This window comes from Nonomuraea rosea (assembly GCF_039539705.1).
GTDB lineage: Bacteria > Actinomycetota > Actinomycetes > Streptosporangiales > Streptosporangiaceae > Nonomuraea > Nonomuraea rosea.
In genome coordinates this window covers 42,319-67,064 of the sequence record NZ_BAABDQ010000043.1, presented here as the reverse complement: position 1 = coordinate 67,064, position 24,746 = coordinate 42,319, and the positions used below count along the sequence as shown (strand labels likewise).

General features: G+C 71.8%; 19 protein-coding genes and 1 pseudogene. 9 read left to right on the top strand and 11 right to left on the bottom strand.

Features of this window, described 5'->3' with window-relative positions; translation table 11 throughout:
* Positions 1–133: 133 nt before the first annotated feature.
* From ABEA43_RS54825 to ABEA43_RS54815, 4 genes and pseudogenes are all read left to right on the top strand, one after another.
* Positions 134–3,271 carry an ATP-binding protein gene (locus ABEA43_RS54825; RefSeq protein WP_345575017.1) on the top strand — a complete coding sequence of 1,046 codons (3,138 nt, stop codon included), beginning with the start codon at positions 134–136 and terminating at the stop codon, positions 3,269–3,271.
* A 20-nt stretch (positions 3,272–3,291) separates the two neighbouring features.
* A pseudogene (locus tag ABEA43_RS68420) lies at positions 3,292–3,366 on the top strand (hypothetical protein); the annotation flags it as partial.
* 4 nt (positions 3,367–3,370) lie between these two features.
* Positions 3,371–3,589: a hypothetical protein gene (locus ABEA43_RS54820; protein WP_345575015.1), complete on the top strand. Its 219-nt coding sequence runs from the start codon at positions 3,371–3,373 to the stop codon at positions 3,587–3,589.
* Between the two features lie 165 nt (positions 3,590–3,754).
* Positions 3,755–4,864 (top strand): NAD(P)/FAD-dependent oxidoreductase, encoded by a 1,110-nt coding sequence (locus tag ABEA43_RS54815; RefSeq protein ID WP_345575013.1) that lies wholly within the window; start codon positions 3,755–3,757, stop codon positions 4,862–4,864.
* Here the strand turns inward: ABEA43_RS54815 and ABEA43_RS54810 are convergent.
* The 4 genes from ABEA43_RS54810 to ABEA43_RS54795 form a co-directional block, all read right to left on the bottom strand.
* Positions 4,786–5,316 carry a MarR family winged helix-turn-helix transcriptional regulator gene (locus tag ABEA43_RS54810; protein WP_345575011.1) on the bottom strand — a complete coding sequence of 177 codons (531 nt, stop codon included), beginning with the start codon at positions 5,314–5,316 and terminating at the stop codon, positions 4,786–4,788. The genes ABEA43_RS54815 and ABEA43_RS54810 overlap by 79 nt on opposite strands.
* A gap of 78 nt (positions 5,317–5,394) precedes the next feature.
* A complete protein-coding gene (locus ABEA43_RS54805) occupies positions 5,395–6,225 on the bottom strand; it encodes an ABC transporter ATP-binding protein (protein WP_345575009.1) in 831 nt (276 codons plus the stop codon).
* The gene (locus ABEA43_RS54800) at positions 6,222–6,905 is read right to left on the bottom strand and encodes a FadR/GntR family transcriptional regulator (protein WP_345575137.1); all 684 of its coding nucleotides are present in this window, start codon (positions 6,903–6,905) and stop codon (positions 6,222–6,224) included. Before ABEA43_RS54800 ends, ABEA43_RS54805 begins: the two co-directional genes overlap by 4 nt.
* 27 nt (positions 6,906–6,932) lie before the next feature.
* Positions 6,933–7,955 (bottom strand): ArsR/SmtB family transcription factor, encoded by a 1,023-nt coding sequence (locus tag ABEA43_RS54795; RefSeq protein ID WP_345575006.1) that lies wholly within the window; start codon positions 7,953–7,955, stop codon positions 6,933–6,935.
* A gap of 164 nt (positions 7,956–8,119) precedes the next feature.
* Between ABEA43_RS54795 and ABEA43_RS54790 the strand changes: the two genes are divergently transcribed.
* On the top strand, positions 8,120–9,232 hold the full coding sequence (locus tag ABEA43_RS54790; protein WP_345575004.1) for an NAD(P)/FAD-dependent oxidoreductase: 1,113 nt from the start codon (positions 8,120–8,122) through the stop codon (positions 9,230–9,232).
* Here ABEA43_RS54790 and ABEA43_RS54785 read toward each other — a convergent pair.
* The gene (locus tag ABEA43_RS54785) at positions 9,174–9,950 is read right to left on the bottom strand and encodes a TetR/AcrR family transcriptional regulator (protein WP_345575002.1); all 777 of its coding nucleotides are present in this window, start codon (positions 9,948–9,950) and stop codon (positions 9,174–9,176) included. The genes ABEA43_RS54790 and ABEA43_RS54785 overlap by 59 nt on opposite strands.
* Before the next feature lie 91 nt (positions 9,951–10,041).
* On the opposite strand from ABEA43_RS54785, the gene ABEA43_RS54780 reads away from it, so the two are divergent.
* Positions 10,042–11,184 (top strand): FAD-dependent oxidoreductase, encoded by a 1,143-nt coding sequence (locus tag ABEA43_RS54780; protein WP_345575000.1) that lies wholly within the window; start codon positions 10,042–10,044, stop codon positions 11,182–11,184.
* A 109-nt stretch (positions 11,185–11,293) separates the two neighbouring features.
* On the opposite strand, the gene ABEA43_RS54775 is transcribed toward ABEA43_RS54780, so the two are convergent.
* Positions 11,294–13,270, bottom strand: a complete 1,977-nt coding sequence (locus ABEA43_RS54775; protein WP_345574998.1) for an SGNH/GDSL hydrolase family protein — start codon at positions 13,268–13,270, stop codon at positions 11,294–11,296.
* Positions 13,271–13,580: 310 nt separating this feature from the next.
* On the opposite strand from ABEA43_RS54775, the gene ABEA43_RS54770 reads away from it, so the two are divergent.
* The gene (locus ABEA43_RS54770; RefSeq protein WP_345574996.1) at positions 13,581–17,261 is read left to right on the top strand and encodes an NACHT and WD repeat domain-containing protein; all 3,681 of its coding nucleotides are present in this window, start codon (positions 13,581–13,583) and stop codon (positions 17,259–17,261) included.
* Here ABEA43_RS54770 and ABEA43_RS54765 read toward each other — a convergent pair.
* Positions 17,227–18,990, bottom strand: a complete 1,764-nt coding sequence (locus tag ABEA43_RS54765) for an ABC transporter ATP-binding protein (RefSeq protein ID WP_345574994.1) — start codon at positions 18,988–18,990, stop codon at positions 17,227–17,229. The two genes, ABEA43_RS54770 and ABEA43_RS54765, sit on opposite strands and share 35 nt — an antisense overlap.
* A complete protein-coding gene (locus ABEA43_RS54760; protein WP_345574992.1) occupies positions 18,987–20,507 on the bottom strand; it encodes an ABC transporter transmembrane domain-containing protein in 1,521 nt (506 codons plus the stop codon). The genes ABEA43_RS54765 and ABEA43_RS54760 overlap by 4 nt, the downstream gene beginning before the upstream one ends.
* A gap of 138 nt (positions 20,508–20,645) precedes the next feature.
* Between ABEA43_RS54760 and ABEA43_RS54755 the strand changes: the two genes are divergently transcribed.
* The gene (locus ABEA43_RS54755; RefSeq protein WP_345574990.1) at positions 20,646–20,822 is read left to right on the top strand and encodes a hypothetical protein; all 177 of its coding nucleotides are present in this window, start codon (positions 20,646–20,648) and stop codon (positions 20,820–20,822) included.
* A 15-nt stretch (positions 20,823–20,837) separates the two neighbouring features.
* On the opposite strand, the gene ABEA43_RS54750 is transcribed toward ABEA43_RS54755, so the two are convergent.
* The gene (locus tag ABEA43_RS54750) at positions 20,838–21,416 is read right to left on the bottom strand and encodes a cysteine dioxygenase family protein (RefSeq protein WP_345574988.1); all 579 of its coding nucleotides are present in this window, start codon (positions 21,414–21,416) and stop codon (positions 20,838–20,840) included.
* Between the two features lie 7 nt (positions 21,417–21,423).
* The gene (locus tag ABEA43_RS54745) at positions 21,424–22,071 is read right to left on the bottom strand and encodes a dihydrofolate reductase family protein (protein ID WP_345574986.1); all 648 of its coding nucleotides are present in this window, start codon (positions 22,069–22,071) and stop codon (positions 21,424–21,426) included.
* Between the two features lie 106 nt (positions 22,072–22,177).
* Here ABEA43_RS54745 and ABEA43_RS54740 point away from each other — a divergent pair, with 106 nt between their 5' ends.
* Positions 22,178–23,041 (top strand): LysR family transcriptional regulator, encoded by an 864-nt coding sequence (locus ABEA43_RS54740; RefSeq protein WP_345574984.1) that lies wholly within the window; start codon positions 22,178–22,180, stop codon positions 23,039–23,041.
* An 84-nt stretch (positions 23,042–23,125) separates the two neighbouring features.
* On the opposite strand, the gene ABEA43_RS54735 is transcribed toward ABEA43_RS54740, so the two are convergent.
* Positions 23,126–24,631: a DUF1349 domain-containing protein gene (locus ABEA43_RS54735; RefSeq protein ID WP_345574982.1), complete on the bottom strand. Its 1,506-nt coding sequence runs from the start codon at positions 24,629–24,631 to the stop codon at positions 23,126–23,128.
* Positions 24,632–24,746 lie beyond the last annotated feature (115 nt).

Genomic DNA, 24,746 nt, shown 5'->3' with positions numbered 1-24,746 from the left:
CTTTCGGACGTTTCTTCCGTACGTCCTCCACGGTGTCCACCGGCGCTTACATACGTCTTAGAACGCTCTTTCAGCCGATATGGCGCCACTTTCAAACGGCACGTGCGCGTCTTTGTGCTCATAGCCTTTATGCATGCGGATGGAGTTGCTGGGACCGGTCCGGGCCTGTGCCGACGATGGAACGCCGATCGAGGTCGGCGGCGTCATGGTCCGAGCGCTGCTGGCCCGGCTGGCTCTGGCCGAGGGCGAGATGGTGCCGGTCGACGCACTCGTTGACGGCCTGTGGGGGGAGCATCCGCGCGGGGGCACCGTCAACGCACTGCATGGGCTGGTGCATCGGCTGCGCAAAGCGCTGGGCGAGGCCGAGGTCGTGGAGAGGGCGGCCGGCGGGTACCGCCTGCACGTACGCGCCGAGGACGTCGACGCCTGCCGGTTCGAGGAGAAGGCGAAGCGGGGCGGTCGCGAACTGGCCGCGGGTGACGTGCGGCGAGCGGCCTCGCTGCTGGGCGAGGCGCTGGCGCTGTGGAGGGGAGACGCGCTGGCCGACGTGCGTGACACCCCCTTCGCCGCCACGGCCGGCGCGCGGCTGGACGAGCTACGGATCGCGGCCATGGAAGACCGTTTCGAGGCGGAGCTGCGACTGGGCCACCACGACGAGATCCTGGCCGATATGGCGGCGCTGGCCGCCGGTCACCCGCTGCGCGAACGGCTGGCCGGATTGCGCATGCGAGCGTTGCACGCGGCAGGCCGCCAGTCCGACGCGCTGGCCGTGTTCGACCAGGTCCGCGGCACCCTCGCCGAGGAACTGGGCGTCGACCCCGCCGAGGACCTCCGCGAGACGCACCTCGCCGTACTGCGGGGTGAGCGGGAGTACCCCCAGGCTCGGCCGCACGCAGTGCCAGGACGTCTGCCCGCCCAGCTGACCAGCTTCGTCGGCAGGCAGGAGGAGCTGAGGTTACTGGCCGGGTTGCTGGAGTCCTCCCGGCTGGTCACCGTCGTGGGCCCCGGAGGAGTGGGCAAGACCCGGCTGGCCGTGGAGGCCGTGAGCCGGCATCGGGTCCATCAGCGAGGCCGGGCCTGGCTGGTCTCCCTGGCCGCGGTGAACACGGCCGACGGGCTGGTGGAGGCGGTGCTGAGCACGATCACCCTCGCCGGAGCCCAGCCGGCCGGCACGCTGCTGGAGCGGGTGGTCAACCTGCTCGCCGGTGGTGAAGGCGTGCTGGTTCTGGACAACTGCGAACAGATCTCCGGAGCCGTCGCGGAGTTCGCCGGGCAGTTGCTGGAGCGCCAGCCGGACCTGACCATCCTGGCCACGAGCCGGGAACCGCTGGACGTCATGGGTGAGGCGCTGTGCCGCCTGGGACCCCTCGGCCTCCCCCCGGCGCACGCGGATCGCGATCGTGTCTCCGCGTCGGACGCGGTGCGGCTGTTCCTCGACCGGGCGGGAGCCGTACGACCCGGCTTCGCACTGGACGCGTCGACCGCGCGGCCGGTCGTGGACATCGTGTGCCGGCTGGACGGGCTGCCGCTGGCTCTGGAGCTGGCCGCGGCACGCCTGCGGACCATGAGCGCCGAGCAGATCGCCCGGCGGCTGGATGACCGCTTCCGGCTGCTCAGCACCGGTAACCGGACCGCCCAGCCCCGCCAGCAGACGCTGCATGCCGTCATTGAGTGGAGCTGGGACCTCCTCACCGCACAAGAGCGCACACTGGCCGCCCGGATATCGATATTTCCGGCGCGGACGGGTATCGCGGCGATCGAAGCGGTCTGCGCGGATGAGACGCTTCCCGCGGACGAGGTCGTCTACCTCCTGGACTCCCTGGTCGACAAATCCATCGTGGAGCGGGCCGGCGACGGCTACCGGATGCTGGAAACCATCCGGGCACACGCGGCGGGGAAGCTCCGACTCGCAGGAGAGACCGACGCCGTCCTGCGTGGGCTCACCCGGTACTTCGCGGACCTGGCCGACGAACACGAGCCGCTGCTGCGCTCGGACAAGCAGGCGGAGTCGCTGCGGCTGTTCCAGGCCGAGTACGACAACCTGATGTACGCCCTGCAAACGGCCATCGACGGAGACGACGCCGAGACCGCGGCCCGGCTGCTCGGACCGCTGTACTGGTACTGGGTCATGCTCCGCTACGACGCCCGGGCCGAGACCTACATCGCCAAGGTCACCGAGTTCGGCGACGCGCTGCCCGCGGACGCCCGCGCCGCGTTCACCGCGATCCACCTGGTGGGCGTCGAGGGCGGGCCGATCACTGACCACGAGCGGCTCCGCGCGCTCATCGACGACTGCGCGCGCACGGGCGCGCTGCGCCGCTATCCGATGCTGCTGACGATCGTGCTGGTGATGGCGGCGATACTCGGGCTGGACGAGCTGCTCGATCAAGAGATCGCCCGGGTGCGCAGCGGCTCGGACCGCTGGGCGATCGCCTGCACCTTCATGATCGAAGCCATGCGCCATCGCGAACAGGGCGACCGGGAGAGCTCCGCGACCGCGATGACCACGGCACTGCGCCTGTTCGAGGAGACGGGCGATCGGTGGTGGACGGCGAAGGCGCTGTACGGCCTGGCCCAGATCCACGCCATCGCCGGAGACCACGACCAGGCGATCACCGCCTACGAGCATAGTCTCGCGATCGCCACCGACCTCGGCTCGCAGGACGAGGTCTCCACCCGGCTCGGGCTCGCCACGGAACGCATGCGCGCCGGCCACCTGGCCGGCGCGAGGCGCGACATCGACACCGCCGAACGAGCGGCCTGGCGGCGTGGCCAGCCGGCGCTGGAGATCGAGGTGCTCGGCGTCCAGGCAGAACTGCACCGCCGCTCCGGAGAGGTCGAACGCGCCGATCAAGCGCTCGACCGGATGGAGGCGCTCCTGCGCAAGCTGCCCCAGTCGGCGGAGGCCATCGACCCTCGGCTGCTCCTCGCTCGGGTAGCCAACCTCCTCACCGCTGGCGACGCCGTACGCGTCCGCGAGCTGATGCCCCGCGCTGTCGAGGCGGCGCAGGCGATCATGGATGCCCCCTCGGCTGCTCACCTCCTGGCCAGGCTACTGTTGCTGGAGGGCGATCCGGCCGGCGCGGCCACCGCGCTCGGCCTGAGTCAGGCCATCCGCGGCGCCTTCGACCACGGCGACACCGAACTGCGCTGCCTCTCGGAGATGCTCGCGGAGTCGCTCGGCCGTACCGACTACGACCGCGCCTATGAACGGGGCGCCGACCTGACCCCACACGAGGCCACCGACCGTCTGACAAAGCTACGTGTATAAGTCCAGGGTGGCAGGGGCATTTGAGCCTGCCCGAGGGCGCGCCCGTCGCGACGCTGAGCGGGCACAGCAGGCCGGTATCCGCGGTCGGCTTCAGCCCGGATGGGCGCGGCCTGGCCGCCGCGAGCCAGGACCAGACGGTCCAGGTGGGACGTCCCGAGCCGGAGGCGCACGGAGATCCTCTCAGGTCACCAGTCCGCGATCAGGTCGCTGGCGTTCCTCGCCGGCGACTCGCTGATCGCGGGCGCGGACGACGGCCGGATCATCCGCTGGGCCTTCGACACGGACGCGGCGTTGTGCGGGCGGCTGGGCGGGATCTGACGGAACGGGAGTGGCGGGCCTACGACGTGTCCATGGCGCCCGATCCCGTGTGCTGACCTTTATCCGGCGAGGGAGCTCCCGCACGCCATCGCCATGCTCCGGTTGCAGTTCGGCACACGAACTATTATGGTTCGTATACCGAACAACATGAGGAGTGAGGCAGTAATGAGTCGTACCGTTGCGGTCATCGGCGGTGGATACGGCGGCGCCGCGGCCGCCAAGGCGCTCGACGCGGACACCGACGTGATCCTGATCGAGCCCAGGGACGCATTCGTCCAGAACGCCGTGTCGCTTCGCGCGCTGGTCCGGCCGGAGTGGGCGGAGCGCCTGTTCTTTCCCTATGACAAGCTGCTGCGGCGGGGCAGGGTCGTGCACGAGCGGGCGGCCCACGTCGACGCCGGCGGTGTCACCCTGGCCTCCGGCGCCCGCGTCGACGCCGACTACCTCGTCCTGGCGACCGGCTCCGACTATCCCTTCCCGTTCAAGACCGGGGCCGACCTGACGGGCCGCGCCCGGGAGCGGCTCCTCGGCACGCACGAGGCGCTGGCGAAGGCGGAGCGGGTGCTGATCACCGGGGCCGGGCCCGTCGGACTGGAGCTGGCCGGCGAGATCAAGGCCGTCTGGCCGGACAAGCAGGTCGTCATCGTCGACCCGGCGCAGCGGCTGCTGCCCGGCTTCGAGGCCGGGATGGTCGAGGACCTGCATCGGCAGCTCGACGCGCTCGGCGTGGACCTGCGGCTGGGCACCGCGCTCACGGCGCAGCCGCCGATCGAGCCCGGTCAGGCAGGGAGCTTCACCGTGGAGTCGAGCCATGGGCGGATCTCCGCCGACATCTGGTTCCGGGCCCACGGCGTGCGCGTCAAGAGCGACTTCCTCGGCGCGGAGCTGGCCGCCGCGCGTACCCCGGCCGGCCACGTACGGGTGACCGAGACGCTCAACGTCGAGGGGTTCGGCCACATTTACGCCGTCGGCGACCTCACCGACCTGGCTGAGGCCAAAATGGCCGGGAACGCGATGCAGCACGCCGAGACCGTGGCCGCGAACATCCTCGCCCAGGTGCGCGGCGAGCAGCCCACCGCGCGTTACCGGCCCTCCGCCCTGCCGTTCGTGCTGCTTCCGCTCGGGCCGGCCGGGGGAGTGGGGCAGCTGCCCTCCGCGGACGGCCCGCTCGTGCTGCCCGCGCAGGCGGTGGCGGACTACAAGGGCACGGACCTGTTCACCGGCAGGTTCGCCGAGCTGTTCGGGACCGCGGACCCCGCGACGGCGGCCGCCTGATCGCGCTCGATGAACACCATCGGCGCCTTGTTGGCCTGCACCACCTGGCCGAGCAGCGCCGCGAGCGCGTCACGGTCGTCGCCGGGCAGGCCCGCGGAAAGCTTCTCGATCCGCCGGCAGGCCTCGGTGTAGAACGCCTCGGCCAGCTTGCCGCCCTGCGCGGTCAGCGCGACGCGGACGACGCGCCCGTCTCGCGGGTCCGGCTCCCGCCGCACCAGGCCGCGCTGGGTGGTGCGGTCGACCAGCTCCGTGAGGCTCGACTTCGCCAGCCGCAGCACCGCTCCGAGCGCGCTCATCCCGTACGGCTGCGCCATCAGCACGCAGAGCAGCTGCCCCTGCTGCGGGGTGAGCCCGTATTCGCGGGCCGACTCCGCATAAACGGCATTCACCAGGAACGCCGAACGCACCAATGCGGCGACAATCCCCAGTTGTTCGCCCGTCTCTTCGACCATCTCGCCAGCCTACCCCGAAACTGCACATCATTCGGAGCGCGAACTACACCGCCGACGGCGGTCGTACCTCTGGAGGCGTCAGGCGATCGCGGCCGGGATCCGTTCTGCGCGGGCCGTCCAGCGGCCGTCGCCGCTGCGGACGATGCGGACCGGGTGGTCGAAGCACGTGCTGACCAGATCGCTGGTCAGCACGTCGTCCACCGGGCCGCCGGCCAGGCAGCGTCCCTCGCGCAGCAGCATGGCGTGCGTCGTGGTCGCGGGCAGTTCCTCCAGATGGTGGGTGACCAGGACGGTGGCCAGCGACCGGTGCCGGGCGCGCAGCTCGTCGATGCTGGCGAGCAACTGCTCGCGGGCCGCCAGGTCGAGCCCGGTCGCCGGTTCGTCGAGGAGCAGCAGCCGGGGCTGCGGCATGAGGGCGCGGGCGATGAGCGCGCGGCCGCGTTCACCCTGAGAGAGGGTGGGCCAGTGCGCCTGCGCTCTGGCGCCCATCCCGAGCATGGCGATGAGCCGGTCGGCCTGCTCCTCCTCGTGCGGGCTCGGCGCCCATCGCGGAACAAGTGCCGCCGTGTTGGTCAGGCCGGTCAGAACGACGTCGCGGACGCTCAGCCCACCCTCCGGCGCGTGGCGCGGGTTGATGTGGCCCAGGTACGAGCGCAGCTCGCGGACGTCGACGCGGCCCAGCGTACGGCCGAGCACCTCGACCACGCCGCGGGTGGGATGGGTGACGGCGCCCAGCAGGCTGAGCAGGGTGCTCTTGCCCGCACCGTTGGAGCCGAGCAGCGCCCAGTGCTCGCCCGGGCGCACGGTCAGCGAGATCCCCTGCAGGAGGGCACGGCCCGAACGCACCAGGTCCACGCCGTCCACCCGCAGGACTGGCCCGGTGTCGGCGGGACGGGAAAGCGTCGTCATCCGGCCGCCTCCGTCCTGATCAGCGTGAGGACCGCGTCCAGGTGCTCGACCGTGGCGTCGATCGCCGCCTCCGCGTCGCCGCGCTCCAGGGCCGACAGGAGGTCCGCGTGCGCGTACGACATGTCAGGCAGATCGCTCTCGTGCACGACCAGGTCCACCAGCGCCGGCCGCAGGACCGGCCGCGCCGCCGCGTAGAGCCCGGCGAGCACGGCGTTGCCGGACAGCTCCACCACGGCCTGGTGGAACTCCAGGTCCGCCTCGACGAACGCCTGCGGGTCGCCGCCGATGCGCTCCTGGCGTACGCGCAGCCGTTCCCGCAGGTCCTGGACGTCCTCGGGCCGGATGCGCCGCGCGGCCAGCCTGGCGGCCTCCACTTCGAGCGCCCGCCGCACCTCGAACGCCTCCAGCAGCCGCGCCCGGCGCAGCAGATCGTGTACGTCCGCCGCCCCGGACGGCTCGTCGGCGACGAACGTGCCGGAGCCGTGGCGCACGACGAGCCAGCCGTCGCGTTGGAGCAGCCGCACCGCCTCCCGGACGGTCGAGCGGCCCACGCCCAGCTCCTCGGCCAGGCGTACCTCGCTGGGCAGCCGTTCGCCGCTGGCCCAGCGTCCTGCACGGATCCGTTCCCGCAACAAACTCTCCAGTTGCGGCACCACGGAACCGTGCCGCAACCTGGACATTCTCTCCGCATTCACCCCGACAAGCTATCAGTCCTCAGACGTCTGATGTTTCGCGCGACTCTCTCGGTGACGGATCAGGTCGGCGCCCAGGTGAGTGATCTGGTGGATGACCATGTTGGTGTGGCGGGTGCTGGTGATCAGGCCGGTGCGGTGGAGGACTTGGGCGTGGGCGCTGGCCGAGGACAGCGAGGTGCCGGTCCGGCGGGCGAGCTCGCTGGTGGTGCAGCCGGTGGTGCCGGCGATGTGACGGAGGATGCGGGCGCGGGTGGCGCCGAGCAGGTCGGGCAGGGCGTCGCCGGGAGCGGGAGCCGGGGTGCGGCGCGGGGCGGGGAAGATCAGGACGGGCGGCAGGCTGGGGTCGGCCAGCGCGACCGGGGTGTAGCGGCAGAAGTAGGACGGGATGAGGGTCAGGCCGCGGCCGCGCAGGTGGATCTCGTAGCGGCCGTCGGCGTAGTCGGCTTCCAGGGCCGGGGGCCGCCAGCGGATGCGCGGCGCCAGGGCGGCGAGCATGGCTTCCACGCCCTGGTCGGTGAGCAGGCGGGCGAGCCGGGCGCGTTCACGTCCCAGGGCGTGTTCCATCGTGGTGCGGTGGGGGGCCAGGACGGTCCGGCCGTAGCGGTCGGCCAGGCGGGCCAGCCCGGTGATGGCGCGCTGCTCGCCGCGGGCGAGGTCGTCGAGGGCGGCGGGCAGGGCGGCGTGCCGGCGCAGCTGGTCCAGCTCACGGCGGACGCGCCCGCGGGGGGTCCCGGCCAGCGCGTCGATGCCGTCGTGCCGTCCCGTCTGGGCTTCGTACGGGGTCAGGAAGTCGGGAAAGTACGCCTTGATCGGCATCAGCGGCACCAGCGTGTGCCGGACCTGCTTCAGCAGGCCGGTGGCGGCCAGGTCGGCGCGGGCCTGGCGCCGCCAGAGGTTCAGGTCCGGCCCGCCGCCGGGTTTCTGCAGCACGTGCACGCTCATCGCCATCTCCCACAGCTCGTCGATGCGCGCGGCGATGCGCACCCGGGCCAGGTCCTCACCGGTGAACACGATCCTCAAGATTCCCCCGGACATACCCGCATGCTGACCCGCGCGGATCACCAAGCGATCAACACTCGCTCGCCGGATGCCGGAGCCGGGGAGCCGCCCCGTCATACCATATGGCTGATGGTGTCCGGAATCCGGGGCAAAAGGGACGCGCGCGGTTCCGGCTTCATGGTGCTGCGGAAGGGGCGTTCGTGAGGAAACGGTCTGACCGTGTTGCGGTCATCGGAGTGGGCATCCTCGGAGCCGGCGTGGGCTGGAACCTGGTCCGGCAGGGCGCCGAGGTGGTCTTCATCGACGCGGGCCAGCCGGGCGAAGGCGTCACCAACTGGACTTTCTCGTGGGTCAACGCCAGCAACAAGACCGTGCGCAAGTCCTACTTCGACCTGAACGTCGCGGGCATCGCCGCCTACCGTGAGCTTGCCACGACCATCGGGCCGGACTCATGGTGGTATCCCAGCGGCCACCTGCGCTGGGCAGACGATCCCGCGGTCGAGGCGAAGTTCCTGAGAACAGCCGAACTGCTGGCCGACTGGGGCTACCGGGTCGAGGTGTGCACGGGGGCCGAGGTGCGCCGCCGCCTCGAACCCGCGCTCACGATGCCCGGCGAGACTCCGGTCCTGTTCTACCCCGACGAAGCCTGGGTGCACGGCCGGAATCTCGTCGGCCGCCTGGTCGGCCAGGCCGTCGCCGCCGGCGCCGAGCACCGGTTCGGCAGCGCGGTCCGTGACATCGGCACCGGTGCCGACGGGAGCATCCGGACAGTCGCTCTGTCCGACGGGAGCAGTCTCGACGTCGACGTCGTCGTGAACGCGGCAGGCCCCAGCGCCTCCCACGTCGCCGGACTCGTCGCCCGGCCCTTGCCGATGCGCAGGGAACCAGGCGTCGTCACCCGGATCAGCTGTGCTCAGGTCCCGTTCCACCGGGTCATGCACGCGCCTCACATCGAGATCCGTCCTGACGGAGACGGTTCGGTGCTCCTCCACAGCCGCGAGATCGACGCGCTCATCGACACCATCGAAGATCCGGCGGAGCTCGGACGGCTGCTCCACGCATCGGCGCGGCACGTCGTTCCCGAGCTCGGCGACTCCCGCATCGTGCAGACACGGGTGGCCAACCGGCCCATCCCGGCCGACACATTCCCCTCGGTGGGAGCGCTGCCGTCTGTGCCGGGCTACTACGAGGCCGTCTCCCACAGCGGCATCACGCTCGGGCCGGTGATCGGCCGGCTGCTCGCCTCGGAGATCCTCACCGGGAAGAGGGATGAGATGCTTGCGGACTTCCGCCCGGAGCGGTTCTCCCCGTGACGGTCCGGCCAGGCGAAATACGCTGGTCAAGCCCGGCTGTGGTCGTGTTGAGGCCGTTCAGCAGCAGGTCGAGGCCGGTGGTGAATTGGTCGCGGTCGTCGTGGTCGCGCAGGTCCGCGGTGGTGCGCGTCAGGAAGGGGTAGTCGGCGGGGTCGAGCTCTTCCCAGCGTTCGGCGGTCTGGGCGAGGAAGGCGTCGCGGCCGGCGGTCGCGCCGACGGGGGCGCGTGGGGCGATGATCTGGGCGCTGACGCCGGTGATGTAGTAGGAGATCGCGGTGGAGAGCGCGAAATGCCGTTCGGCGGGCAGCCCGGTTCGGGCGACTAGGGTGCCGATGCGGTCGAGCAGGCGCAGTGCGTTCGCCAGCGTGGCCGGCGCGGTGACGTGGGACGCCGCCCACGGGTGCCGGTCAAGGGCGTCGAACACGGCGATGGCGAGCGCGCGCAGCTCGGCGCCCGCGCCTTCCCCGGCGCGCGGGGCCGTGGCGAAGGCGTCGCCGAGCACGTGATCGGCGGCCAGGGCGACGAGCTCGTCCTTGTTCGTCACGTGCCAGTAGAGCGCGCCGGGTCCGGTGTTCAGCTGTTTGGCCAGCAGCCGGAAGGTGAGTCCCCGCTCGCCGCGCTCGTCCAGCAGCGCGACGGCCGCGCCGACGATCACCTCTTGCGAAAGGGCGTCGGCCCGGCCCTTCCCATCGGGCGCTCTTCCTCGCGTGCGTGGCATGCCCTCATTTTGACACATTTTGGATCCGCGTTCCATACTCTTTTTGGAACGCGGGTCCATAAGGGTCCCCGGCACGGGAACGAGGAAGCCCATGAACACCAGCCACCACCCGATCGTCATCGTCGGCGCCGGCCTCGGCGGCCTGACCCTCGCCCGGGTCCTGCACGTCCACGGCATCCCGGCGACGGTCTACGAGGCCGACCCCTCGGCCGAGTCCCGCACGCAGGGCGGCCAGCTCGACATCCACGAGGACGACGGGCAGCGCGCGCTCGCCGACGCCGGTCTCACCGACGAGTTCCGCGCGATCATCCACGAGGGCGCCGAGGCGCTGCGCGTGCTCGACCAGCACGGCAAGCTGCTGCACGACGAGCCCGACGACGGCATGGCGCGGCGTCCCGAAGTGCTCCGCGGCGACCTGCGCCGGATCCTGCTCGACTCCCTGCCCGGCCGGACGGTCCAGTGGGGGCGCAAGGTCACCGGTGTCCGGCCCCTCGGCGACGGCCGGCACGAGCTGACCTTCACCGACGGCACGACCGTGACCAGCGGCCTGCTCGTCGGTGCCGACGGCGCCTGGTCGAAGGTCCGTCCGCTGGTGTCCGACGCCGAGCCCGCGTACATCGGCACGACGTTCATCGACACCTACCTGTACGACGCCGACGAGCGGCACACCGCGACGGCCGAGGCGGTCGGTGTCGGCGCGATGTGCGCGCTGACCCCGGGAAAGGGGATCATCGCGCACCGCGAGGCGGGGAACATCCTGCACACGTACGTCGAGCTGAGCCGGCCCGCCGAGTGGATCGCCGATATCGACTTCACCGACGCCGCCGCCGCGACCGCCCGGGTCGCGGCCGAGTTCGACGGGTGGGCGCCGGAGCTCACCGCGCTGATCACCGACGGCGAGTCCGCGCCGGTCGCGCGCATGATCCACACGCTCCCGGACGGACACCGATGGGAGCGCGTGCCCGGGGTGACCCTCCTCGGCGACGCCGCGCACCTGATGCCGCCGTCCGGCGACGGCGCGAACCTGGCGATGTTCGACGGCGCTGAGCTCGCCAAGGCGATCGCCGCGCACCCCGGCGACGTCGAAGCGGCACTCACCGCCTACGAACAGGAGCTGTTCGCCCGCAGCGAGCCCTTCTACGCCGACGCCCACGAGATGCTGGACCTCTGCCTCGGCGAACGCGCACCTTACGGACTCATCGACCTCTTCAACGGTGCTCCCCGGGGCCGGTGAGCCGTTGGCCACCTCTGAAAGACCTCGCCCGCCCTGCTGGCACGTCGTCCCGCACCGCCGTTCGGCTGAGGCCACGGCCGCCGGGCTCGTCCGGCGGCCGTGATCCTTCCTAGGCCCACTCCTCGTTGGTGATCTCGGTGATGTCGTCGTTGACGTTGATGTTGGGCATGCAGGGATCAGGCTTGGGGACGATCTTCTTGAAGTGGACCCAGATGAGCGTGATGGGCGCGCGCAGGCCGCCACCGCTGACCACGGACGTCGTCACCTGCATGCCACCGCCGCCCGGATCGACCTGTGTCGGGGCGCAGGGGTCACCGTTGGGGGCGTTCGTGGCCCCGCCGCCGGTGCCGCCCGTCCCGCCGGTGCCGCCACCGTCACCCGAGCCCCCGCCATCGCCCGAGCCGCCACCGTCACCGGAGCCGCCAGTCCCACCGCTGCCGCCACCTGTGCCGCCGGTGCCGCCTGTGCCGCCGCCGGTGCCACCACCTGTGCCGCCGCCCGTCCCGCCGGTTCCACCGCCGCCGGTCGAGCCGGACTCACCGGTCGGATAGGTGTAAGTGGCGGGAATCCAGCTATATGTCGACCCGCTGCCGTAACCACCGCCCCCGCCGATGCCCCCGCTGACCACTTGCGCCCCCGGATACGCCGGGAACGGGATCGGATCGGTCACGATGGTCACCGGGAAGCCGGTCACCCCGCCGGGGCCGACGTAGTGGCAGAGGCTGTCGATCTCGGCGTCCTCGCACATCAGCTCGGGATGAGCGAGCGCCCATTCCTCGAACTGCCGGTCGGCGTCCGGATCCTGCACCGAGGCCACCGGGTTGGTGTGCACGTTGGCGAAGTCGGGCCCGTCGGGGAAGAGGTCGGGGATCTCGCGGGCCATGAAGCTCGCCAGCGCCTTGCCGATCGCCACGGCGCCCGGCTCGTTGGGGTGGAAGCTCTCCTGGTTGAGCTTGAAGACCTTGTTGACACCCAGCAGCTCGGTCCGGGTCTTCAGCTCGTTGAAGTACGGCGCGGCCTCGCCGAGCTCATGTCCGGCCACCACGCTGCTGTTGTTCGGTCCCGCGGTGTTCGGGTCGAACACGTGGACCTTGACGCCGGGGAACCTGGCGCGGAAGTTCGCCACCGCGTCCGTGACCGCCTTGTTGACCCCGGCGGCGAACGGATACATCGCGTCCTGCGCGGCGCCGGTGAGCCGCGGGGTGGACTTGTTGCCGGACTGCTTGACGGCCAGCGGGTAGAGCGCCACGACGAGCTCCGCCTTGAGCGCCTTGAGATGCGTGTCGACCAGGGCCTGCTCGATGTTCGACGTGACCTGCGGCAGCCGATCCGTCAGCCGCTTCACCTCGGCCTTAACGTCGCGCGCCTGGTGGTTGAACGCCTGCGGGTCGTGGATGTCCTCGTCGGCCCCGCCCACGTAGTGTGACTTGATCGCGAGCGACAGCAGCGACCCGAAGCCGGCGTCGTTGCCGCCCAGCCCGAAGTAGACGATGTCGGAGTCCGCGGGCACGCCGTCGATCTGCGGGGGGTTCCGAGTCTCGCTGCAACTGCTGTTCTCGCAGTGCTTGTACATGAGATGTTTGGTCTCGGCCCCTGACGACGCGTTGAAGTGCAGCTCGTCGGAGGCCCAGGTGGTGCGGATCTCGACCGGCCGGACCGTGTAGCTGCCGAACGGGTACCGGCCCTGCTCCAGGTAGGCCCACGCCAGGTGGGCGGGCGCATACCCGGACTGGTGCCGCCAGTCCTCCGCGTTCGGGTACCCGACGTAGACGCTGTCATGGCTGGCGCCCTCACCGCTGGTGTAGCTGTCGCCGACGACCGCCATCTTGTACTTCCGCTTCGTCGGCGCGGGCGTCGGGGTGCCGGTGGGCGTGTCGGTGGGGTCGGGCGTCGGCTGGAAGGTCGGGGGAGGCGTGGGGAACGTCGGGACGGGCTTGAACGTCGGCACGCCCGGCGCCGTGGTCGGCCGCGGCATAGTCGGCCCGGCGGACGCCGGAACGCCGGACAACGCGGTCGCCACGAGGGCGGCCACGAGCCCGATCAGGCCCAGCCCGAGCCATCGCCGTAACCGGAGGGGAGGACGCATGGACACAGCCTTCCTTTTCGAGAAAGACGGAAGCAGGTGTCGTACCGAACGCATCATCCGCCGCTGTGCGAGCGTTAACATCAGGTGTTCCCCCACCCGACCACCCCGACATCTACGAAGGTGCCGCCTGCGGTTGCCGCCAGGCCGGGCCCCAGCGCGGCTGCCGGTGTCCAGGCGCCGGGACGGCAGGCACCGCGGGCCAGCGGTTCGGTGGCGGTGTCTGCCGATGGCCTGCGACAAGGCCGGGCGTGGCCGCCGCGCGGACGCCGAACGTTGATCGGCGCGGAGGTGGGCGGGGAGAATGAGAACCATGGGGACGCGGGACCAGGATGAGGTGTGCCCGTACCAGGGGCTTGCGCCGTTCGAGAGCGACAGGAGCGAGCTGTTCTTCGGACGGCGGCGGGCGGTCCGCGACCTGCTGGAGCGGCTCGCGCCCCGGCTGCGGGGGCACGGCTCCATCCTGCTGGTCTCGGGGGCCTCGGGTGTGGGCAAGTCGTCGCTGCTGCGTGCGGGGCTGATGCCGGCGCTCGCGAAGGGCACGCCGCCGCTGGCCGGGTCGCGGGACTGGCCGTGCCTGCTCCTCACGCCGACCGCGGAGCCGTTCCGCGCGCTGGCCGAAGCCTGGGCGCAGGCATTCGGCGGCAGCGCCGAGGAGGCCGGCGAACGATTACGAGCGCATCCGAAGGAGGCCGGCGAGCAGTCGCGGAGACGCCCGGAGGAGGCCGGCGAGGAAGTGCGGGAGCGTCCTGGGGAGGCCGGCCCGCCGGACGAGCGGTTCGTGCTGGTGGTGGACCAGTTCGAGGAGCTGTTCACCTTGGTGTCCGACGAGCGGGAGCGCCAGGCGTTCGTCCAGACCCTCAAGGCCCTGGCCGGAGCGGGCGCCGCGGTGATCATCGGGGTGCGCGCCGACTACTGGGACCGCTGCGCCGCCTACCCGCAGCTCGCCGAGGCCATCCAGGACGGCCAGGTCATCGTCGAGCCGATGACGGAGCCGGACCTGCGGCTGGCCATCACCGGTCCCGCCGCCGCCGCGGGCCTGGACCTGGAGCCCGGCCTGGTCGAGATCATCCTGCGTGAGGTGCGCGCCGGCGGCGATCAGTCCGGCGACGGGTTCGAGGCCGCCTCCCTGCCGCTTATGTCACAGGCCCTGCTCAACACCTGGGAAAGACGCGAGGACGGCAGGCTGACCATCCGCGGGTACGAGGACTCCGGCCAGGTCCGGGACTCTGTGCGGCGCACTGCCGACGAGCTGCTCGACCGGATGCCGCCCGAGGACCGCAAGGCCGCGCTGCGGATCTTCCGGCGGATGACTCTGATCACCTCAGGCGGGCGGATGGTGCGGCGCGGCGCGGTCTGGACCGAGCTCCACGCCGCCGCGGCCGCGGACTCGGAGCAGCGGCGGGCCCAGATCGGCGAGCTGCTGTCGGCGTTCGCCGGCCTCCGCCTGATCACCCTGCACGAGGACGGCGCGGAGATCGCCCACGACGCCCTGCTGATCGCCTGGCCCACCCTGCGGCAGTGGCTCGAACCCGACCTGACCGCGCACGCGGTGTACGACCGGCTCGTCGAGGACGCCGGGCAATGGGCCGGGAACCATCGGGACCCCGCCTTCCTCTACCGCGGGGCCCGGCTGCTGGCCGTACAGGACAGCCTGCCTCGCTGGGACCGCGACCCGGGCAGCTTCCCGCCGCCCGGCCCCATCGTGAGCCGCTTCGTCGCGGCGTCCGCCGGAGCCGCGCGGCGAGCGGGCCGCCGCCGCGCCTTCGTCATGGCCGGTCTGGTCATGCTGTCGGTGCTCGCCCTGCTCGCCGCCGGCATCGCGGTGAACGCGGCGGACAACGCCGACCAGCAGCGCCGGCTGGCGGTCCAGGAGCGGCAACTGGCAGTGTCACGCCAGCTCGCCATGGAGAGCGAGGTCACCGAAGATCCGGTCACGTCCGCGCTCCTGGCCGTGACGGCGTGGCGGATGGCGGAAACCCCCGAGACCCGCCGGCGCCTGCTCGACGTGGCGGCCCGCCCGGACCGGGGAATCTTCTCCGCGCAGGACAGCTCCATCGACCAGTTGCTGTTCAGCCCCACCGGTTCGGTCATCGCGACCGGCTACAACGGCACCGTCCGGTTGTGGGACTCGGCGACCCGCCGGCAGCTCGGCGACCCGATCGTCCATGACGGATTGTGCGTCTTAGGATTCGAGACGGCCTTCAGCCCGAACGGGAAGGTACTGGCCACGGCCTGCCTTCACGAGGTCGTGTTCTGGGACGTGGCCACCCGCCGGCCGCTGGGACGCCCGATGAACGTCGTGGACGGGGTGGGGGCGATGGCGTTCAGCCCGAGCGGCAGGATCCTCGCGACCGCGACCACGAGCGGCACCGTGCGGTTGTGGGACACCGTCGAGCGCCAGCAGACCGGAGCCCCCATCGGCCGCGCCGACCACACGTCCGTCCGTAACTCCATCAGTCAGGTGGCCTTCAGCCCGGACGGGAAACGTCTGATCAGCGCCGGCGCCGACGACACCGCACGCGTCTGGGACCTCGCCACCCGTTCCCAGATCGGCAAGGCGCTCACCGGGCACGCCGGCGACATCAGCGCCTTCTCCCTCAGCCGGGACGGCGGAAGGCTCGCGACGGTCAGCATCGCGGACCGGACCGCCCGGTTGTGGGACCTGACCACCCACAAGCAGATCGGCGGTGTCCTGCGGGGAACCGGCAGCGACCTCGGCTTCTACACGGTGGCCTTCAGCCCGGACGGAACGAGGCTCGCCACCGGCGGCAGAGACGGCTACACCAGGCTGTGGGACACCGCGAGCCGGGAGCAGGTGGGTGACCCGCTGACCAACAGGCGGTTCTGGAACGAGAGACTGGCGTTCAGCCCGGATGGGAGGACTCTCGCAGCCGCCGACGTGGACGGCCAGGTGTGGCTGTGGGACCCGACGGCCCACCGGCAGCTCGGCGCCGTGCTGCCCGGCACGTACGACGTCGCCTTCAGCCCCGACGGAAAGTCCCTGGCCACCTCCGACCCCGTGGTCGCCATGGGCACCAGCCGCAAGGACAGCGCCGTCAGGTTCTACGACGTGGCCACCCGGCGTGAGTCCGGCCGCCGCCTGCGCCCCAAGGACGACCCGGTGCCCCGCGAATGGGCCGGTGCCCGCGCCATCAGGTTCAGCCGCGATGGCAGGACGCTGACCACGGCCGGGACCGACGGCGCCATACGGCGGTGGGACGCCGTCACCCGCCGTCAGATCGGCCGCGCCGACAGGCTCAGCTCGTTCGGCGAGCTGAGCGCCGACGGCGGGCTCAGCGCCTTCTGGGTGCTCACCGGCAACGACGGTTCCGTCGGGATCTGGGACGTCGCGGGCCGCCGCGAGGCAGCCGGATCTCGCATCGTCGTCAAGGACCACACCAGTTTCGTGCCCGCGAAGGCGTTCAGCCCCGACGGCTCCATCCTGGCGCTGGCGGGCAGCGACCTGACCGTACGGCTGTTCGACGTCGCCGGCCGCCGCCAGATCGGAGAGCCGCTGCGCGGCGCCGCCACGGACCAGCACAGCGCCCTGGCCTTCAGCGGCGACGGGAAGCTCCTGGCCACCACGGCGGCCGACGGCACCGTGCAGTTGTGGGACGTGGCGAGCGGGCGTCAGAACGGGGTCATCCTGACCGGTCACACCAACTCCGTCGACGCGATGGCGTTCAGCCCCGACGGCAGGATCCTCGCCACCGGCTCGGGGGATCGCACCGTGCGGTTGTGGGACGTACCGACCCTCCGCCAGATCGGCCCCGCGCTGACCGGTCACACGAAGGCCGTGGCCGATGTGGCCTTCAGCCCGGACGGCGCCACGCTCGCCACGGTGAGCGCCGACCTGACCCTGCGGCTGTGGAACGTCGCGGCGCCCGCCGACCCCGCCGCCGCGGTGTGCGCCCAGGCGGGCCGCTCCTTCACCCGCGCCGAGTGGCAGCGCCACGTCAAGAGGGAGGAGTTCCGGCAGGTGTGCCCCTGACCGTCTGGACGGGGTCGGCGCGCCACGACCTCCACAGCGCCTCGTACACCCCGCCCGCCGTGACCAGCTCGTCGTGGGCTCCGACCTCCACCACCCGGCCGTCGTCCATGACCACCACCCGGTCGGCGTCGCGGGCCGTGTGCAGCCGGTGGGCGATCGCGATGACGGTCCGCCCTTCCAGGACGGCGGCGAGCGAGCGTTCTGCGCGCCTGGCCGTACGGGGGTCGAGCATGGCGGTGGCCTCGTCGAGGATGACGGTGTGCGGGTCGGCCAGGATGACTCTGGCCAGGGCGAGCTGCTGGACCCGGTCCGGGCCGAGGATGGTGCCGGACGACTGGGATCCCAGCTCGTCGTCGAGTGAGCCGATCCAGTCGGCGCCGACCGCCGCCAGCGCCTTGTCCAGGCGGTCGTCCCCGGCCGTCGGATCTGCCAGCAGCAGGTTGTCGCGGACGGTGCCGAGGAACAGGTGCTGTTCCTGGGTGACCAGGACGACGTGCTCGCGGAGCTGGGCGGGGGAGAGGTCGGCGACGGGGACCGAGCCGACGGTGACCGTGCCCAGGCGGGGGCGGTCGATGCCGGCCAGCAGCTTGCCCAGGGTGGACTTGCCGGCTCCCGAAGGGCCGACGACGGCCAGGCGCTCGCCGGGCCGTACGGTCAGATCGACGCCGGTCACCACGTCGTCGCCGCCTTCGTAGGCGAAGTGCACGCCGCGCGCCTCGATGCGGTCGCCCTGCGGCGCCGCGGCGGCGGCCTCCTCCCGCGCCGGTGTCGCGAGGCCCTCGATCCTGGCGAAGGAGGCGCCGCTGCTCTGCAGCTGCTCCAGCCAGATCAGGATCGTCTCGATCGGCTGGCCGAGCTGGCGCAGGTAGAGCACGCAGGTGACGACCGCGCCCAGCGTGACCTGGCCGCGGTCCAGGAGCACCCCGCCGAGCAGCAGCACCAGTACGGGCGGCAGGAGCGAGGAGATCTCCACCGAGGGCCAGAGCACGCTGCGCAGGAAGAGGGTCCGCAGCTGGGCGGCCCGGCTGCGCCCGATCACCCGTTCCACCGCGCGCGTGCACTTGGCCTGCAGTCCCAGGGCCTCGATGGTACGGGCGCCCGCGGCGTTGGCGGCCAGGTGCTCGGCCAGCTCCGAGCGGGCGGACCCTTCCTCCAGGTAGGCGGAGCGGGCGCGGCGAAGGTACCAGCGGGAGGCGGCCACGATGCCGGCCAGTGCGACCAGGCCGCAGGCGCCCAGGACCGGGTCGACCAGGAAGACGGCGACGATCAGGAAGAGCGCCTGCAGGCTCGAGACGAGGATCGCGGGGGCGGCGTCGCGCAGGGTGCTGCCGACGACGGCCACGTCGGTGGTCCCGCGGGCGGTCAGGTCGCCGGTGCGGATGTGCTGGACCGTGGCGGCGGGCAGGGCCAGCACGCGGTCCAGGAGTTCGGCGCGGATGCGTTCCTGGACGCGTTCGCTGAAGCGGGTGCCGGTCTTCTCGGCGTACCTGGACAAAACCAGCTGGGCCAGCGCCGCGCCCACGGCGATCGCGGCGAGCAGGTCGACCGTGCCGCCGGCGCTGATGGAGTCGATGATGCGGCCCAGCAGCCACGGGCTGACCAGCGCCGCGGCCGCCGCGAGGCTGTTGAGCAGCAGCGTCGCGGTGAAGCCCGGCACGTCGCGCCCGACCAGGCGCAGGGCGGCCCGCCGCACCTGCCGGCGGCCGGCGACAGGCAGGTCTCGGGTCACGCGAGCACCGACCGGTAGGCGGGGGTGGATTCCATCAGCTCGCGGTGGGTGCCGGCGGCGGCCACCCGCCCGTCCTCGATGAACAGCACCTCGTCGGCCTGGGCGAGCAGCAGCGGCGAGGTGGTGGCCACCACCGTCGTACGGCCGGCGCGTGCCGTGCGGAGCCGCCCCGCGAGGAGGGACTCGGTGTGCGCGTCCAGCGCGGAGGTGGGCTCCACGGCCAGCAGCACCTCGGGCTCGGCCAGCAGCACCCGGGCCAGGCGCACGCGCTGACGCTGGCCGCCCGACAGGTTGCGGCCGCCGGGCTCGATCATCGAGTCGAGCCCGTGGCGCAGCCCCGCGACCACGTCCTGCGCCGCGGCGACGTGCACGGCCCGGTGAATGGCCGCGTCGTCCGCCTCGCCACGGCCCTGGAGCACCTCGCGCAGCGTGCCCGCGAACAGGGCGGCGTCGTGGTCGGCGATCAGCGAGGTGCCGTCGAACCCGCCCAGCCCTTCGAGCATCGCCACGCTCTCCTCGGGCCGGGCGCTGACCAGCCCCACCAGGCTCCCCGGCGTGACCTCCGACCCGGCGGGCCTGGGCCGCTCCCCGTCGCGCAGCGCGAGGAAGCGGGTGACCTGGCGGGCGGCGACCAGGCCGTGGCTGACCTGGAAGCTGCCCTCGATGAAGAAGGAGACCGGCACCACCAGTACGGCGATGTACCCGTACACCCCGACCAGCTCGCCCACCGTGATCGCCCCCTCGGCGGCCAGCCGGGCGCCCAGCCAGGTGACCGCGGCCAGGAACAGGGCGGGCAGTCCGGCCCCCAGCGCGCCGATCCAGCTCGTCAGCGACGCCACGCGGTAGCCCTGCTCGCGCAGGCTCGCCGAGTCGGCGCGGTACCGCTCGGCGTAGGTGCCCTTGCCGCCGAAGGCGTTGAGCACCCGCAGCCCCTCGATCAGGTCGACCAGGCGGGTGGACAGCCTGCCCTGGTTCTCGCGGTAGCCGTTCTGCACCTTCATCAGCCGCCCGAGCAGCGGGCCGAGCAGGATCGCCAGCAGCGGCACGCCCAGCAGCACCACCACGGCCAGCACCACGGAGACCTGCAGCAGCAGCGCCGCCACCACGCCGTAGCTGATCACCGCGCCCACGCCGGGGCCGGTCACCGTCAGCGAGGCGGCGATGGTCATGACGTCGCCGATCCCGATCGTCACCACGTCGCCCGTCGAAGCGCGCTTGGGCAGGTCGGCGCCCAGCTTGTTGATCTGCTCGACCAGGGCGCGCACGGTGCGGAAGTTGGCGTCCATCCGGATCTTGGTCATCGTACGGTGCCGTAACATCGCCAGCCAGGCGTTGACCAGTCCCGCGCCGAGCAGCGCCAGCACCCAGCCCGGCGCGAGGCCGTCGTCGATCGCCCTGGACAGCAGGTACGGCGGGAGCGTCAGCCCCACCATCCAGAGGGTTCCCAGCGTCGCGCCCAGCGCGACCCGGCCCTTCTGTGCCCAGGCCAGCCAGCACAAATACCGAGCCGCCTCCATGCCGATCACGCTAGAGCATGGCCGTGGCGCCTCTTCGCCCGCCCTGGAGCACCCGTCCGAACCTGATCAGCTGCCGGCCGCACCCGCCTGTTCCCCGGCTCCCCGACGGTCGGGGGTCTGCTGGCCGACCGGGCGCTGATGTCCGCCAACGACAGGGCCGCCGGGCACATCGACGCGCAATTGGACACCATGCTGGGCGTGCACGTGCGCTGGGTGGCGGACCTGTCGTGGGCACATCTGCTCGGCGGCGAGGTGCACTGCGCCACCGACGCCCTGCGCGACACCCGCTCGACCGCCCGCTGGTGGACGCGCTGACGACCGGAAGCCGTCTCATCCGCCTGCCGGAGTGTCCCAGCCCGAGACGAACCATCGGACCGCGCCGGTCGCCGGATCGTACAAGCGCCGGCTCATGGTGCCGATGTTGCCTCCGTAGACGTGGATCCCGACGGTGGGCTCGTCGCCGACGGCCACCACGGCGTGGACGTCGTCGTCGGTCGTACAGCACACGGTGACCTGCCCGCGTTCCCACACGTGCTCACCGGCCGGCGTCAGGGCTCCGCTCGACCCGGACGCCGCCGGCTTGACGTAGCGGAGCTCGCGTTCGCCTCCCGCGTAGATTCCGACGACACCCCAGGTCTCGTGCCCGTGCACGGGCGTGCGCTGGCCTACGTTCCAGACGACGCTCGCCAGAGACCAGCTGTCGTCGGGCGCGATGTAGAGCGGGTAGGTGACATGGTGCTCGTCCGACGGCCGGGTGACCTCCGGGGGAAGCCGGTAGCCGCTGTCCAGCAGGCTGGACAACCGGGCCGCGACCAGCTCTGTGATCTTGTGTTCGTCGTCGACGCTGCCGACCAGCGACGCCACGTCTTCGATGAAGGCGTCCATGGTCTGCCCCTTGTGCTCCATCACCGTCGCCTCACCGTCTCTTGGCGGTGAACGTCAGGTGGGTGACGCCACTCGGCGTGGAGACCGCCTCGATGTGGTACGCCTCCTCCAGCGACTCCAGGCCGTCCCAGAGCCGGACACCGCGGCCGAGCAGGATCGGGACCTGCACCACGTGCATGTGATCGACCAGCCCCTCGGCGAGGAAGTCGCGCACCACGGAAGGCCCGCCGCCCAGGCGCACGTCCAGGCCGCCGGCCGCCTCGCGGGCCGTCTTGAGCGCCTGTGCGGGTGAGGCGTCCAGGAAGTGGAACGTGGTGCCGCCCTCCATCTCGATCGACGGCCGCGGCCGGTGCGTGAGCACGAAGACCGGCGTGTGGAACGGCGGGCTGGCGCCCCACGCGCCCTTGTAACCGGGGTCGTCCTGCCAGTTCGGCGGGCCGAACTTGCCGGCGCCCATGATCTCGGCGCCGATTCCGGAGCCGTGCATCGCCGCGAACGCGTGGTCGGCGCCGACGCTGCCGCCCCGGCTGCCGCCCATCTCGTACCAGTACCGGGTGGCGAACATCCACTCGTGCAGGCGTTCGCCGGCGTGACCGAACGGGGCGTCCGGGGCCTGACCGGCGCCGGTGGCGAAGCCATCGAGCGAGATCGTGAAATTGTGAACGCGAACGTCGGACATCAGCTTGCTCCTTCGAGGTGCGCTTCTTGTCAGGCATAAGCATGGATCGCCAGATTCATGACGTCTAATGTCAATATCGAGCACTTCACATGGCTATTCTTGATGAATGCTCAACCTGATCCATCTCAAGGTCCTGGCCACGGTGGCACGACACGGGTCCGTTACCGAGGCGGCGAAGGAGCTGCACTACTCCCAGCCGTCGGTGAGCCACTACCTGTCCCGCCTGGAAGCGGCCACCGGCGTCAAGCTCGTCCAGCGCGTCGGCCGGGGGATCCGGCTGACCCCGGAAGGACAGCTGCTGGCCAACCGGGCCACTGAGATCGTGGGCCGCGTCGACGCGGCGACCAGCGAGCTGGCGGCACAGGTCGGGTTGCAGGCGGGGCGGGTCCGGCTGGCCGCCAACGCGTCGGCGCTGAGCACGATCGTGCCCAAGGCAGCCGTCACCCTGGCCCAGGCGCACCCGGGGCTCGAGCTGATCCTGATCGAGCGGCACCCGGTCGAAGCGCTGCAGATGCTGCGCCAAGGCGAGATCGACATCGCCCTCATCTTCCAGCACGCCGACGCCCCGCTCGAAGAAGAGGGATACCGTCTCACCCACATCAGGGACGACTCGATCTACCTCATCAGCCGGCGACCCGACGACAGCATCGCCAACCATCGCCACTCCGCCTGGATCGGCGGCTGCCAGCGCTGCCAGAACGAGCTGATCGCCGCGTGCCGTCAACACGGCTTCACCCCGCGCATCGCATCGCTCAGCGACGACATGGTCGTGGTGCAAGCCCTCGTCGCCGCCGGCGTGGGCGTCACCACCCTGCCAGGGCTCGCGCTCCAGGCCCATCGCCGGCCCGACATCCACGCCACCGAGCTCAGCAGCTCTCCCCGCCAGCTCTACACCGCCACGTACGGCGACCCGCCCGACCCGCCCGCGATCGCCGCCGTCCTGGCGGCTCTCGCCGATGTGGCCGCGTGAGCGACGCCGCACGCGCGCACTCACCAGCCTGAGCACCGCGATCAGCAGCGGGGGAGCCGGCGAGCCACATCCCGGCAACCTGCTTCACCGGGTCCGGGCCGCACACGATCGCGCCTGACCGCTCCGTACGGCGAGCGCCGCCCCGAGGGCGACGGCGGCGTATCCGCAGGTCACGGCCAGCCCTGCCCAAGGCGGCAGCGGATAGTAGACCCCCACCATCGACTGGACGACGTCCACATGCGCGAACGTGGGGACGCTCTGCGTGATCGCGAACCCGGCGGCGGGGGTGAACATCAGTAGCCATGGCACCAGCCCCGCCGTCGCCAGCAGGTTGGGCACGACGACCAGCGCGACGGCGAGCGCGACGGCGACGAGGCCCCGCTTGACCAGCGCGGCCAGGCCCAGGGCCAGCACGGCGGCGGCCGCGGTCAGCGCCGCGTAGCCGACGATCACCCGCAGCTCGGTGCCCAGGGTGATCGGCTGGATCGGGTTCTGATGGGCACGCAACACGGCCAGCCCGACGGGGACCGCGATCCCCGAGGTCACCAGCCCGGCCACGAACGCGACCCCGCCGACCACCACGGCCCTGGCCGCCAGCCGCCGTGCCGGGTCCGGCTCGCCGGTCCCGATCAGCCCGCGCCGGCGTTCCGCCGTGACGAACGAGACCGCCGCCACGAGCACCAGGATCAGCCCCACAGCCCCGCCGATCAGGGTGAAGTCGGCGCGCATGCCGCCCTCCACCGTCGCGGGCCCGATGTCACCGCCCCCGGTCACGATGAGCTTGCCGCCGGACTCGACGGCCTGGCCCGGGTGATGCGGGGTCGTGCCGTCGGACTCCATGACGACGCCGACGTCGTCGCGGCGCCACGAGCCGTTGGCGCCCCGCAGCACGATCTGGTCGAAGGTGGCGGTGGTCTGGGCGAAGGCCACCGCCGTGTCCCACACGGTGCCCGGTGAAGCGGCGAACAGCCCGATCTCCACCGTCTCCGGCAGCCCGGCCAGCGTGACCGTGCTGACCTCGGCCCAGGTCTTGCCGTCGTCTGACTCGTACCCGGTGATGGTGTCGCCCGACCTGGCCAGCCGCAGCCACTGCGGGCCGTTGTGCGGGCCGCCGGCGACGTCATGGGTGAAGTTGTGCTGCATCCGCACGCCGTGCTCGCCGGTGAGCATGACGGCGGCGTACGGTGTGCCCTGTTTGAGGCTCTGCCGTACGAGAAGCCCGGCCTTCCCCCACGGCACCACCCCCTCCTCGACGTTGCGCACCCCGGGTACGGCGTCGGGCAGCCGCATCTGCCCGGTCATGTCCGACACGCGGGCGGTGATGCCGCCGTTGCCCTGGAGCGGCTGGTGCACGAAGTAGTACTTGTCCTTCACCGCCGTGCCGTCGGGTCCCACCACAGGCGCGGGGCAGGGGCCCTCGCCCTTCCCGGTCACGCAGGAGCTGCGGGCGCCCCCGGTGATCAGCAGCCCGAGCGCCACGGTGACCAGCACGGAGGCCGCCATGGCGACCGCCCAGCCGCGCAAGGTCATGAACGCGGTCCACTCGGCGCGCAGCAACCGGGGGAAAGGGTGAGGTGTGAAGGAGCTCATGCCGACGGTTGTACGCGGCACCCGGTCCCAGCCCGGTCGCAGCGGCCGCGACCCGGCTGGAACCTGGGATCTGGCATCGTCGAGGCATGGCACCTCGAAGCGGCGGCCGGCCCGC